Raw genomic sequence first — 13,508 nt, forward strand, 5'->3', positions numbered from 1 at the left:
AAAATATTCGTTTTTTGTATAAAGCTTTCTTTCAGGAAAGCTTTGTACTTTTGTAGGCATTTACAAAGTATTTCGAATACCCAGATATGAATCCAAACAAAATCAACATATTAAACCGTAAGGCCAAATTTGAATATGAGTTCCTAGACAAATATACCGCAGGAATTAAACTCGTTGGCACAGAAATAAAGGCTATTAGAGAAGGAAAAGCAAATATTGCTGAGAGTTTCTGTGAGTTTAATAACAATGAATTATTTGTTATTAATATGCATATCGAAGAATATTCTCATGCCACTTATTTTAATCACAGTCCCAAAAGTGAGCGAAAATTATTGCTCAATAAAAAAGAGTTAAAAAAGCTTGAAAAAGAAGTAAAAAACTCTGGATTAACCATTATACCTACCAAATTATTCATAAATGATCGTGGGTTAGCAAAGCTTAATATTGTTCTTGCACGTGGTAAAAAGATGTATGATAAACGAGAAACAATTAAAGACAGAGATAATAAAAGGAATCTTGATCGTATTAAAAAAGATTATGGATAAAGTAATTACCCCTCCTAACCACTGTGATTTAACTTTCAATTCTTATCCTCTAATAAAGGAACAAATCTAAATTCTCCAAATTCTCGTTTTTCAAACTCTGTTTCGCTTTTACGAATAAAAAGCGTCATTATTTGCACATCCTCTCCCACAGGAATCACTAAACGACCATTAATTTGTAATTGCCCTAATAATGGCTTAGGAACAAAAGGAGCACCTGCTGTTACTATAATTCCATTGTATGGTGCATGCTCTGTCAAACCTTTATATCCATCTCCAAACGACAAATGTTTTGGTCTATACCCTAGTTTAGATAAAAACAATTTTGTTTTTTTAAATAGTTCTTTTTGGCGTTCGATACTATATACTTTTACTCCGAGTTCACATAAAACTGCAGTTTGGTATCCAGAACCAGTGCCAATCTCTAATACCTTATCTCCTTTTTTTATTTCTAATAATTCAGTTTGAAAAGCCACAGTATAGGGCTGAGAAATGGTTTGATCTGCTGCAATGGGAAAAGCTTTATCCTGATATGCATGATCTTCAAAACCAGAATCCATAAACAAATGTCTGGGTATCTTGGCAATGGCAGACAACACAGCTTTATTTTTGATTCCTTTTTTAATCAATACATCTACTAATTGTTTTCTTTTTCCGGCATGTCTAAGAGTATCTTTCACTATTCTAAGGGTTATTTAGCAGGCTAAAATTACATAAAGATTTTAAAGATTTGCAAACTATTTCTTTCTTCGAACTAAATTTTTGCATTTTAGATATAATTAGGATTTAAAATTTATAAATAATACTATTTTTGTGTAAAATCAATATATTATGCTCAAAGCCGGAGTACTCGGTGCGGGACACCTTGGTAAAATCCATTTACGTCTTCTACAACAATCAGAAAATTATGACCTTATAGGTTTCTACGATGCTAGCGAAACTCAAGCTAAATCTATCGTAGAAGAATTTGGGTATCAACTTTTTAATTCTGTTGAAGAATTAATTGATGCTGTAGATGTAGTAGATATTGTCACCCCAACTTTCGCTCATTTTGATGTAGCTAAACAAGCAATAAAAGCAGGCAAACACGTCTTTATAGAAAAACCTATTACCAATACTGTAGCAGAAGCCCAACAACTTATTGATTTGGCTAATGCACACAATGTAAAAGGACAAGTAGGGCATGTAGAACGTTTTAATCCTGCATATACTGCTGTAGCTAGCAAGATTGACAGCCCAATGTTTATAGAATCACATAGATTGGCAGAATTTAATCCCAGAGGCACAGATGTTCCTGTAGTTCTTGATCTTATGATTCATGATATAGATGCAATCCTAAGTGTAGTACACTCAGAAGTTAAACATATCAGTGCCAGCGGAGTATCTGTAATTAGTGAAACTCCCGATATCGCAAATGCCCGAATAGAATTTGAAAATGGTTGTGTAGCCAATCTTACTGCCAGTAGAATTTCTCTTAAGAATATGCGGAAATCCAGATTTTTTCAACGTGATGCATACATCTCGGTCGATTTCTTTGAGAAAAAATGTGAGGTTGTAAAAATGAAAGATGCTCCTCAAAATCCAGATGATTTTGCTATGATATTGCAAAATGCTGAAGGCATAAAAAAACAAATCTATTTTGATAACCCTAATGTCCCTTCTAATAATGCAATATTAGATGAGTTAGATACTTTTGCAGAAGCTATAAAAAATGACACTACACCTATTGTATCATTAGAGCAAGGTAAAAAAGCATTAGAAGTTGCATTAAAAATTATTGATTGTTTCGCACATTAAAAACAAAATTTACAGATTTACACTAAATAAAAAAATACATATGAAAAACATTGCAGTAATCGGTGCAGGAACTATGGGGAATGGTATTGCACATACTTTTGCTCAAAAAGGCTTTAAAGTACAGCTTATTGATATTTCTCAACAATCTTTGGATAAAGGCTTAGCTACAATCACAAAGAATTTAGATAGAATGATTGCTAAGGAAAAAATATCTGAAGCCGATAAAGAAGCTACACTTGCCAATATCTCTACTTATACAAATATCAAAGAAGGAGTAGAATATGCTGGTCTTGTAGTTGAGGCAGCTACTGAAAATGTAGATTTAAAATTAAAAATTTTCAGAGAACTTAGTGAGGCATGTCCAGAAGATACAATTTTGGCTTCTAATACTTCATCAATATCGATTACACAAATTGCTGCTGTAACCAATCGTCCAGAAATGGTTATTGGTATGCATTTCATGAATCCGGTACCGATTATGAAATTAGTGGAAATTATTAGAGGATACAACACCTCTGATGAAGTGACTTCTACTATTATGGAAATGTCTAAAACACTGGGTAAAGTTCCTGTAGAAGTTAATGATTATCCTGGATTTGTAGCAAATCGTATCCTGATGCCAATGATTAACGAATCAATAGAAACTTTATACAATGGTGTGGCAGGAGTATCTGAGATTGATACCGTTATGAAACTAGGAATGGCACATCCTATGGGGCCATTACAATTGGCAGATTTTATTGGTCTTGATGTTTGCCTTTCTATTCTTAATGTAATGTATGAAGGTTTCAAAAATCCAAAATACGCTCCTTGCCCATTATTAGTTAATATGGTTATGGCTGGTAAACTCGGAGTAAAAAGTGGAGAAGGATTCTATGATTATTCTGAAAACAGAAAAGCAGAAAACGTATCCAAACAGTTTATATAGTTAGTAGTTTAGTGTTTACTTCCTGATTTTACGATGAACAAAACCCTGATACTAATTATAGTTTTGACTTTGATTTCCTGTAAAAACAGAAATGAGGCATTTAGCTTTGCTATAGACAAAAATCAAGATCCTTATCAGATCTATATTTCTCTGTTTAAGGAAAATCCAGAATTTATCGCTTCTGATTTTGATTATCCAATAGGCAAACCAAATGCTGAAGGTTATTATAATGCTCAAAAATTTAGAGAAAATAATCACTTAGGAGATGATTGGAATGGTGTTGGTGGAGGTAATACAGACTTGGGAGATCCTATATATGCTATTGCAAATGGGTATGTTTCTTTTGCTAAGGATATTAAAGGAGGCTGGGGCAATGTTATAAGAGTAATACATAAATACAAAGGAAAATATTATGAATCTGTATATGCCCATTGCGATTCTATACGTGTAAAAGAAGGAGATTTTGTAAAAAAAGGTGCTTTAATAGCAACTATAGGTAATGCAAATGGTATATATTTGGCTCACTTGCATTTAGAAATCAGAGATGATATTTTTATGGATATCGGTGGTGGATATGCAAATGACAAATCTGGCTACCTAGATCCTACAAAATTTATAAATAAAAATTAATGGCAAAAATTCATCCATTTAAGGCTGTACGACCAACAAGGGATAAAGTAAATCTGGTTGCTTCCAGATCATATCAAAGTTACACTTCTTTTGAGCGAGATTCTCGAATGGATTATAACCCCTACTCCTTTCTACATATTGTAAATCCAGGATATAAATACCATAAAGAGATATCAGGAGAAGAGCGCTATAAATTAGTTCGAAATCGATACCTAGAGTTTAAAGAAGATGAAATTTTCATGCAAGAGGATAGCTCTTGTTATTACATTTACAAAATTGTAAATCGCGAACAAGAATCCTTTTGTGGTATAATAGCTGCCGCCAGTGCAGAGGATTACCATAATGATATTATCAAAAAACACGAAGATACACTTCAACATCGTGAAAGTACTTTTAAGGAGTATTTAAAAACAGTAGGTTTTAATGCAGAACCTGTATTGCTCACCTACCCTGATAATGATTCTATTTCAAAAATTATTTCAGAAACTGTTGGAGCAAGAGCAGAATATGAATTTACGACTACAAATCGTGACACTCATTATCTTTGGAAAATAGAGAATCAAAAATCTATTCATGAGATACAAGAAGCCTTTTCTTCTATAGAAACCATATACATAGCAGATGGGCATCATCGTTCTGCATCATCCTATCTACTATCGCAGGATTTAAAAGAAAATAACCCTGAGCATAGTGGTGATGAAGCTTATAATTTCTTTATGAGCTATTTGATTCCTGAATCTGACTTAAAAATTTATGAATTTAATCGATTAGTAAAAGATCTCAACGGCTTATCTAAAGAGGAATTCCTGATCAAACTTGATGAATGGTTTCGTATTGAAAATAGAGGACCCGAGGTATACAGACCTTCAAAACCTCATCATTTTAGCATGTATATTGATGATGAGTTCTATTCATTATATCTAAGAAAAACAACTTATGAATTTACAGATGCTCTAGAAGAATTAGACGCACAGATTTTATACAAAACCGTTTTAAAACCTATTTTAGGTATTGAAGATTTGCGCACAGATACACGTATCGAATACTCCCATGGCAAAAATGGAATTGTAATGGTAAAAAGCGAGGTTGATAATGGAGAATATAAAGTAGGATTTGGGCTTTTTCCTGCATCTGTAGAACAAGTCAAAAAAATTGCAGACCAAGGATTAAAAATGCCTCCAAAAAGCACATATATAGAGCCAAAATTAAGGAGTGGAATCACTATTTATGAGTTTTAAAATCATAATTGCTTTTGCGCGATAACATTGTAATATGCTTTTCTTTAAAAATTGAGAACATATAGTATATTAGATAAACTAAATATGGATTATCCATAACAATAAAAAATGATTTTAGATATCTTTGCAAACTATGAATGATATCGAACAAAACCTTCTTGAGATAAAAACATCAATTCCTGAAGGGGTTACTCTGGTAGCAGTATCCAAAACCAAACCTGTTTCTGATCTAATGAATGCCTATGAAGCTGGTCAAAGAATTTTTGGTGAAAATAAGATCCAGGAAATGACCGAAAAGTGGGAAACTATGCCAAAAGATATCAGCTGGCATATGATTGGACATGTACAAACTAATAAAGTTAAGTACATGGCTGCCTTTGTAGATCTCATTCATGCAGTAGATAGCTATAAGTTACTTAAAGAGATCGACAAACAAGCAAAAAAACATAATAGAACTATTAACTGCCTATTGCAGATCAAAATTGCTAAAGAAGAAAGTAAATTTGGTTTATCAGAACAGGATGCCATCACCTTATTAAATACTGAGGAAGTTAAGAACTTGACCAATGTTAATATTAAAGGACTTATGGGTATGGCAACTTTTACAAATGATGAGCAACAAATACACGATGAATTTAAAACGATTGCATTTTTTTCTGAAGAAATGAAAACAAAATATCCACAATTAAAAATCTTATCGATTGGCATGAGTGGAGATTACAAAATGGCTATTGACTGTGGGAGTACTATGGTTAGAATAGGAAGTTCTATTTTTGGAGCTAGAAATTATCAATAATAAATGATCTTTTATCATTAACACTTGATTTACAGAATTGATAAATAAAATAAAAAAACAATAATGCCCCTTATTAAGCTAACTTCGAAAAAATAAAGATTACCGAATTATATGTATGCAATTTTAGATATTGAAACAACCGGAGGAAAATATAATGAAGAAGGAATTACTGAAATTGCTATTTATAAATTTGACGGGCATGATGTTGTGGATCAGTTTATAAGTCTTGTTAACCCTGAACGTCCTATACAACCATTTGTAGCTAATCTTACTGGGATAAATAATCAAATGCTTCGCAATGCACCGAAGTTTTATGAAGTAGCCAAAAGAATTGTTGAAATTACTACCGACTGCATTATCGTTGCACATAACTCTAGTTTTGATTACCGAATTCTAAGAACCGAATTCTCCAGATTAGGATTCGAATTCGAACGACAGTCTTTATGTACTGTAGAGCTTTCTAAAAAATTAATCCCGGATCAACAATCTTATAGTTTAGGTAAGCTTGTTCGCGGACTTGGGATCCCTCTTTCCGACAGACACCGAGCCAATGGTGATGCTCTTGCTACAGTAAAGCTATTTAAACTCCTACTTACAAAAGATATAGAGAAAAAAATAATTACAGAAACTGTTCGAACGGAAACTAAGCGACAAGTTGATGATAAACTTCTTAGATTGATTGAAGCTGCCCCTTCGGCAACAGGAGTATATTACATGCATCGCGAAGACGGGACTATTATATATATAGGTAAAAGTAAAAATATAAAAAAACGCCTCAATCAACATTTCACAAACGACAATAGAAAATCTAAAAAAATACAGGAAGAAGTTGTTAGCGTCACGCACGAGAATACAGGAAGCGAACTTTTAGCTTTGTTAAAAGAAAGTGAAGAGATAAAACGCAACAAACCCAAATACAATACAGCACTGCGTAAAACGAAATTTGATCAGGCCTTATACCAATTCACAGATGACAACGGGTATATAAATTTCAAAGTTCAAAAAGCAGATAATCGCAAAATAAGCATCACTACTTTTTCTAACAGACAACAAGCCAAGACCTATATGCATCGATGGACAGAGGAGTATAGTTTATGCCAAAAATTAATGGGTCTGGATAATGGAAAAAATAATTGTTTTAACTACACTATAAAGCAGTGTAATGGCGCTTGTATTGATAGTGAATCTGCAGAAGAATATAATATTAGGGCACAAAAACTTATTTTTAATACTTCTTTTCAAAGTCAGGATATGATTATTATAGATCGAGGAAGAGATATTGACGAGCAAAGTGTAATATTGGTTGAAGAAGGAAAATTTAAAGGTATAGGGTACTTCAATCTAAATCATCAGGTTAACAATATAGAGATTTTACGCTCTATTATTACTCCAATGACCCATAATAGAGATGCCCAACACATTATCCAAAGTTATGTACGTACACATAAAAGATTGAAGATTATTAAACTACAAAAAAATGTATAGATTCCTATTCTTTATATTCTTAACCACCTTCTCTTTTCTAATAAGTGCTCAAGAAGCTTACAATACTAAAAATATGGTTGTAAGCATGATTGATATACAAAGTAAAACATATAAAAAAGATAGTACAGCTAATGCTTTTTTTATCTATGAAAAAGGTTTTAGCAGAGTTGAAAATGGAGGAGGTTATAATTTGTTAACAGATCATGAAGCAAAGATTAAAATATTAAATGAACAAGGGTATGATCACGCTACAGTAAAAGTTCTTTTATACAGAAATAAAAAACACAAAGAATCTTTCAATAGTCTTGTTGCTTATACTTATAATTTGGAACAAGGTAAAGTCATTAAAACTAAAGTAGAAAAAAATCAAATTTATTATGAAAAACATGATCAGAACTTCACTTCTGTAAAGTTTACATTTTCTAACATAAAGCCAGGGTCTGTACTTACTTATAAATACCAAATAGAATCCCCTTTTATGTACAAGTTTAATGGATGGGAATTTCAAGATGATATACCAAAAATGCATAGTGAGTTTATAGCTGATCTACCAGGCAACTATATTTACAACATAAAACTCGTAGGAACTCTAAAATTAAACACCAAAGAGTCTACTATCAAAAAAAGGTGTCTTCAAGCACCAGGTTTAGGATCTGCAGATTGTTCTCATAACATTTATATCATGAAAGACATTCCTGCTTTCAAAGAAGAAAAATATATGACCGCAAAGAGTAATTATTTTTCTCGTGTTGAGTATGAATTGAAAGAGTTTAAAGGATTTGATGGAGTCAATAAAAAATATACCGAAACTTGGAAAAATGTTGATGATAAATTAAAAAAAGAAGCTACAATTGGAGTGCAACTTAAAAAATTATCTGCTACCAAAAATCTTCTTCCCGATTCTATACAGTCGCTACCTAAAGATATAGCTACAGCAAAAATAATCTACCGTTATATTTCGAATAACTATAAGTGGAACAAGAAAAAAAGAATTTTTAATGACGGTAATATTAATAAAGTAATTAAAGACAAGGTAGGTAATGTTTCTGATATTAATATACTTCTTCATAATGTATTAAAGCAGCAACAATTTATGGTGCACCCTATATTGTTATCCACCAGAGATAATGGCTATGCAACAAAAGTTCATCCAGTAATTTCTGATTTTGATTATCTTATTGTGCAATTATCCTTAAACGGAAAAACATATCTATTGGATGCTACCGAAAAGGTATTGAAATTTGGTGAAGTTCCTTTTCGTTGTTTAAACCAATATGGTAGATTACTAGATTTTAAAAATGGTAGCTCCTGGATTAATATAGAACCAAAGCGACATTCTGTTCACTTTTTTAAGGAAGACTTAATACTAAATGAAGAGCTAGAATTAAGCGGTAAAGCAAAACATGTTTATTCTGGATATCATGCTTATTATAAAAGAAAAGAACTAAATTATTCCAGTAAGAAAAAGTTTCTAGACAATATTAAAAATCAAGATCAAGAAATCACAATTTCTGATGCACAGATCAATAATCAAAATAGCTTTGAAAAAGCTATTGAGGTAGAGTTTAATTTTAAAAGAGATGTTTCGGAGATAGATGATATCTTTTATATTAAACCTTTTACTAAAGCATTTTTTGAAAAAAATCCATTTAAGCTTAATCAAAGAACATACCCTGTAGATTTTGGTTATAAAGATTCTTATAGCTATCTCGTCTCTATTGATATTCCAAAAAATTATGATTTCATTGATATCCCAAAAAATTTGGCATATACACTCCCTAATGAATTAGCACAAGTAGCGATTAGTTTTCAGAAGAATGATAACAAGCTTATTATTAATCATAGAATTACATTTAATTCCTCTTATTACCCAACAGAATATTATGCGTCGTTAAAAGAGTTTTTTAATCATATAATAAGTATAGAAAACGACTCTCTTATAGCTGTCAGGAGAGTACATTAGTTTTTTTAGTATTTTTATTCAAAATCAAGAAGTTTGAACAATAACTCATCTCATAAGAACTGGAAAAATCAATTACATGATATCATTTATGAAGCCGATACTCCTATAGGAAAGTTATTCGATGTAATTCTACTTATCCTAATCGTATTAAGTATCATCTTTGTGATGCTCGAAAGCGTAAAAGGCTTATCTGTTGAAACATATACATTATTATACTATGCAGAATGGGTCATCACGATATTTTTTACTTTTGAATATATCGCCCGCATTGTTTCTATAAAAAAATCAGCTTCGTATATTTTTAGTTTTTATGGGATCATTGATCTTTTATCTACTTTACCATTATACCTATCATTTTTTATTACAGGTACCAGCGCGCTACTAGCTGTTAGAGCATTAAGATTACTTCGGGTTTTTAGAATTTTAAAAATCTCTAGATATATTGGTGAGTCAAACAGGTTAGCACAAGCTATAAAAGATAGCAGAGCCAAAATATTGGTATTTCTGTTTGCTGTATTAGTCTTATGTATAATCATGGGTACGGTAATGTATATTATAGAGGGAGAAGAAAGTGGTTTTAAAAGTATCCCAATAAGCGTATATTGGTGTATTGTCACTCTAACAACGGTTGGTTATGGTGATATTGCTCCTGTTACTCCATTAGGGCAATTTCTTGCAGCTATTATTATGATTATGGGTTACGGTATTATTGCTGTCCCTACAGGTATTGTAAGTGCCGAATATACACATCACCAAGCCAATAAGGTTCATCTAAACACTCAATCCTGTAGTCATTGTAGTGAGAATGAGCATCGCGATAATGCTAAATTCTGCCATAAATGCGGAGAAGATTTACACAATGACAATGAATAAAAATCTAATTGTGGTTGTCGGACCAACTGCTATAGGTAAGACCAGCTTAAGCATTGAGCTTGCAAAGCATTTTAATTGTGAAATTGTTTCTGCAGACAGCAGGCAGTTTTACAAAGAAATGAGCATTGGTACTGCGGCTCCTTCGTTTGACGAATTAGAGCAAGCTAAGCATCATTTTATCCAACATATAAGTATTAAAAATGAATACAGTGTAGGTGATTATGAAAAAGATGCCTTAGATAAACTTAATGAATTATTTAAAAATAACGACTATGCTATTCTTGTTGGAGGTTCTGGACTGTATATTGATGCAGTAACCAAGGGATTGGATATTTTTCCTGAAATAGATATAAAGGTTAGGCAAGAACTTCAAGAAGAATATAACAACAAAGGAATTGAAAATTTACAGCAACAACTAAAAGTTTTAGATCCATTATATTATGAGAAGGTAGATTTAAACAATACACATAGAGTTATGAGAGCTCTAGAAGTATGTATTGGTAGTGGAGCACCTTATTCATCATTTCTTACTAAACCACGAAAAAAACGACCTTTTAATACGATTAAAATAGGAATTACTGCAGAAAGGCAAACTATTTACGACAGAATAAATCAACGCGTAGAACTAATGACCGAAGCAGGCCTAATAGGTGAAGTAAAAAGCCTTTATCCTTATAAGTCATTAAATGCATTAAACACTGTAGGGTATAAAGAAATATTTAAGTACCTGGATAAAGAATGGGATTTGGATTTTGCGCTCTCTGAAATCAAAAAAAATACCAGGCGTTTTGCAAAAAGGCAACTTACATGGTTTAAGAAAGATTTAGAAATTTGTTGGTATAACTATAAAGAAGATATCAACTCTGTTATAACCCATATAAAAGAAAGTTCACTATGATAAATAAATTACACATAGTGAACTCTTAAAAGTTAGTTACCGTTACTATTCCTACGATTCTTCGTTTCTTACAACTAGTCTAAACCCTTCTCCATGAATATTAAGAATTTCGACGTTTTCGTCTTTCTTTAAATATTTTCTAAGTTTAGCTATATATACATCCATACTACGAGAAGTAAAATAATTATCATCTCTCCATATTTTTGTTAACGCTAATTCTCTAGGCATTAAATCATTAAGATGTAGTGCTAGCAAACGAAGTAATTCATTCTCTTTTGGAGAAAGCTTAATTGGATCTTCTTCTTTATACGTTAAAAAGCGAAGTTTCGAATTAAGGTGAAAGCCTCCAACGTTAAACTCGAACTGTTTACTATCGGCAACAGATTCTGTACTTTTACGTTGCATAATAGCTTGTATTTTCATCAACAACACCTCACTATCAAAAGGCTTATTAAGATAATCATCTGCTCCTACTTTGTACCCTTTTAACACATCTTCTTTCATTGCTTTTGCAGTTAAAAAGATGATCGGTATTTCTTCATTTTTTTCTCTAATCTCCTTTGCTAATGTAAATCCATCTTTATAAGGCATCATGACATCAAGAATACACATATCATAATCATCCTTTTTGAATTTCTCGAAGCCTTCCATACCATTTTTAGCATGCACAACATCATAATCATTCATTACTAGATAATCCTTTAATACTGTTCCGAAGTTTGGATCATCTTCTACAAGCAAAATCTTTTTGTTTTCTGTTTCCATATTTTAAGATATTAACGGTAATTTAATTATAAACGTGGAGCCTTTTCCCCTTTCACTCTCCACCCATATCTGACCATGATGATCATCTATAATTCTCTTTACGTATGTTAGTCCTAATCCGTGCCCTTTTACATTATGAAGATCCCCGGTATGTTCTCTAAAGAACTTTTCAAAAATCTTTTTCTGTGCCACCTTACTCATTCCTATTCCTTGATCACGAACTTTAAGAACAATACTATTTTTTACATTTTCTGTATATACATCTATTTTAGGTTCATCTTCTGAATATTTTATCGCATTATCCAAAATATTCACAATTACATTAGTCAAATGGCTATCATTGGCTAATACTGTTGTTTTAAGTGCTCCTAAATGCATTTTCACATACCCTTCTCTATTTTCTACAATCAGAGATACATGGGTAATCGCGTCTTCAATAATATCATGCAATTCTTGCCTTTCTTTTTTAATATTAAGTTCATTTTTCTCTAACTGAGATATTCTTAATACATTTTCTACCTGGGCATGCATTCTTTTATTCTCTTCACGTATCATACTCATATAACGCTGCACTTTCTCTGGGTCCCCTCCTATTTTTGGGTTCTTTATAGAATCTAATGCCAGATTAATAGTGGCAATTGGAGTCTTAAGCTCATGCGTCATATTATTAATAAAATCTGTTTTAATTTGTGATATCTGTCGTTGCTGCATCAATTGTGATAAAGCACTGGAATATGCAACTACAATAATTAACGTAAATATTATAGACAATATGGCCATTCCTTTGATGGAAGAAAGTACATATTGTTTTTTTCCAGTAAAATTAACATATAACTGATACTCACTTACTCCTTCATCATTTACAAAAAGTGGTATTGCATATGTTGTTGGATAATCCAAACTAAAATCATCTGAACGTACTTTGGTAGCTAAAGCATTACTGTATATAGCATATTCAAAGTCTACTTTTATATCTCTCTCTTCCAGTTCTTTCCTCAACAGATAATCTATTTCTCTTTTTTGAACTCTTCTATGTATTGGTATAAAACTGGCAATTTCTCCTATTACTATTTCATAATCCATTCTCTGGAGATCTGTTAATCCCCGTATTCTCTCTAGTTTGGATTTAGAATTTTGCTTTACAAAATCACTTTTTTCATCTTGTATAGCAGCATCGGTATTACGATTTAAAATATTCTTTAATCGAACCGTATCAATATTTAAATTTATAAAAGACGAAAACAACTTATAGTCTTCTTCTAAAATACCATCTGTATGTGTAAACGACTTTGTCGTATTATCAATACTAATATTCAAAAGCTGACGTATTGTTTTGTTATCAGGTTCTTCTATGCTATCCAGAATCTCTTGTAATGGAAAAAACATTTCTTCAAACTCTCTGTATTGAATTCTATTAGATACAGATATCAGTATTTGTTTCGCATTAAAGGAAAACTGTTCTTCATTATTCTCTACAGTGTTGTTAATCCAATATCCCTGAACAAAAATAATCCCAATTAACGATAAACTCATTAGGATTATCAGCAACACGAATAACCTTTTATTCATAAATCAAAAGTAAGACTTTAACAT

The 13,508-nt window shown here is 31.8% G+C and carries 13 protein-coding genes; 10 read left to right on the plus strand and 3 right to left on the minus strand.

The annotated features are described in order from the left end of the window. The first annotated feature begins 86 nt into the window (after positions 1–86). A complete protein-coding gene (gene smpB / locus Z054_RS0112870; RefSeq protein WP_024770474.1) occupies positions 87–545 on the plus strand; it encodes an SsrA-binding protein SmpB in 459 nt (152 codons plus the stop codon). Between the two features lie 35 nt (positions 546–580). Here the strand turns inward: smpB and Z054_RS0112875 are convergent, their stop codons facing one another. Continuing rightward, positions 581–1,222: a protein-L-isoaspartate(D-aspartate) O-methyltransferase gene (locus Z054_RS0112875; protein ID WP_024770475.1), complete on the minus strand. Its 642-nt coding sequence runs from the start codon at positions 1,220–1,222 to the stop codon at positions 581–583. A 151-nt stretch (positions 1,223–1,373) separates the two neighbouring features. Between Z054_RS0112875 and Z054_RS0112880 the strand changes: the two genes are divergently transcribed. From Z054_RS0112880 to miaA, 9 genes are all read left to right on the plus strand, one after another. Then, positions 1,374–2,339 (plus strand): Gfo/Idh/MocA family protein, encoded by a 966-nt coding sequence (locus Z054_RS0112880; protein WP_024770476.1) that lies wholly within the window; start codon positions 1,374–1,376, stop codon positions 2,337–2,339. A gap of 40 nt (positions 2,340–2,379) precedes the next feature. After that, the gene (locus tag Z054_RS0112885) at positions 2,380–3,267 is read left to right on the plus strand and encodes a 3-hydroxybutyryl-CoA dehydrogenase (protein WP_024770477.1); all 888 of its coding nucleotides are present in this window, start codon (positions 2,380–2,382) and stop codon (positions 3,265–3,267) included. Positions 3,268–3,300: 33 nt separating this feature from the next. Continuing rightward, on the plus strand, positions 3,301–3,897 hold the full coding sequence (locus Z054_RS0112890; RefSeq protein WP_024770478.1) for a M23 family metallopeptidase: 597 nt from the start codon (positions 3,301–3,303) through the stop codon (positions 3,895–3,897). Next, positions 3,897–5,135, plus strand: coding sequence for a DUF1015 domain-containing protein (locus tag Z054_RS0112895; protein WP_024770479.1), 1,239 nt, complete (start codon positions 3,897–3,899; stop codon positions 5,133–5,135). Before Z054_RS0112890 ends, Z054_RS0112895 begins: the two co-directional genes overlap by 1 nt. Before the next feature lie 133 nt (positions 5,136–5,268). Further along, positions 5,269–5,931 (plus strand): YggS family pyridoxal phosphate-dependent enzyme, encoded by a 663-nt coding sequence (locus Z054_RS0112900; RefSeq protein ID WP_024770480.1) that lies wholly within the window; start codon positions 5,269–5,271, stop codon positions 5,929–5,931. A gap of 111 nt (positions 5,932–6,042) precedes the next feature. Beyond that, the gene (locus tag Z054_RS0112905) at positions 6,043–7,416 is read left to right on the plus strand and encodes an exonuclease domain-containing protein (protein WP_024770481.1); all 1,374 of its coding nucleotides are present in this window, start codon (positions 6,043–6,045) and stop codon (positions 7,414–7,416) included. Further along, positions 7,409–9,379 carry a DUF3857 domain-containing protein gene (locus Z054_RS0112910; protein ID WP_024770482.1) on the plus strand — a complete coding sequence of 657 codons (1,971 nt, stop codon included), beginning with the start codon at positions 7,409–7,411 and terminating at the stop codon, positions 9,377–9,379. The genes Z054_RS0112905 and Z054_RS0112910 overlap by 8 nt, the downstream gene beginning before the upstream one ends. A gap of 33 nt (positions 9,380–9,412) precedes the next feature. Continuing rightward, positions 9,413–10,252: an ion transporter gene (locus Z054_RS0112915; RefSeq protein WP_024770483.1), complete on the plus strand. Its 840-nt coding sequence runs from the start codon at positions 9,413–9,415 to the stop codon at positions 10,250–10,252. After that, a complete protein-coding gene (gene miaA, locus Z054_RS0112920) occupies positions 10,245–11,150 on the plus strand; it encodes a tRNA (adenosine(37)-N6)-dimethylallyltransferase MiaA (protein WP_024770484.1) in 906 nt (301 codons plus the stop codon). The genes Z054_RS0112915 and miaA overlap by 8 nt, the downstream gene beginning before the upstream one ends. Positions 11,151–11,201: 51 nt before the next feature. Here the strand turns inward: miaA and Z054_RS0112925 are convergent, their stop codons facing one another. Together Z054_RS0112925 and Z054_RS0112930 are read right to left on the minus strand one after the other, a co-directional pair. Then, entirely contained in the window at positions 11,202–11,915 is a 714-nt protein-coding gene (locus Z054_RS0112925; RefSeq protein ID WP_024770485.1) for a response regulator transcription factor, read from the minus strand. A 3-nt stretch (positions 11,916–11,918) separates the two neighbouring features. Then, positions 11,919–13,484, minus strand: a complete 1,566-nt coding sequence (locus Z054_RS0112930) for a sensor histidine kinase (RefSeq protein ID WP_024770486.1) — start codon at positions 13,482–13,484, stop codon at positions 11,919–11,921. Positions 13,485–13,508 lie beyond the last annotated feature (24 nt).

Origin of the sequence: Aquimarina macrocephali JAMB N27 (assembly GCF_000520995.1) — a bacterium.
GTDB lineage: Bacteria > Bacteroidota > Bacteroidia > Flavobacteriales > Flavobacteriaceae > Aquimarina > Aquimarina macrocephali.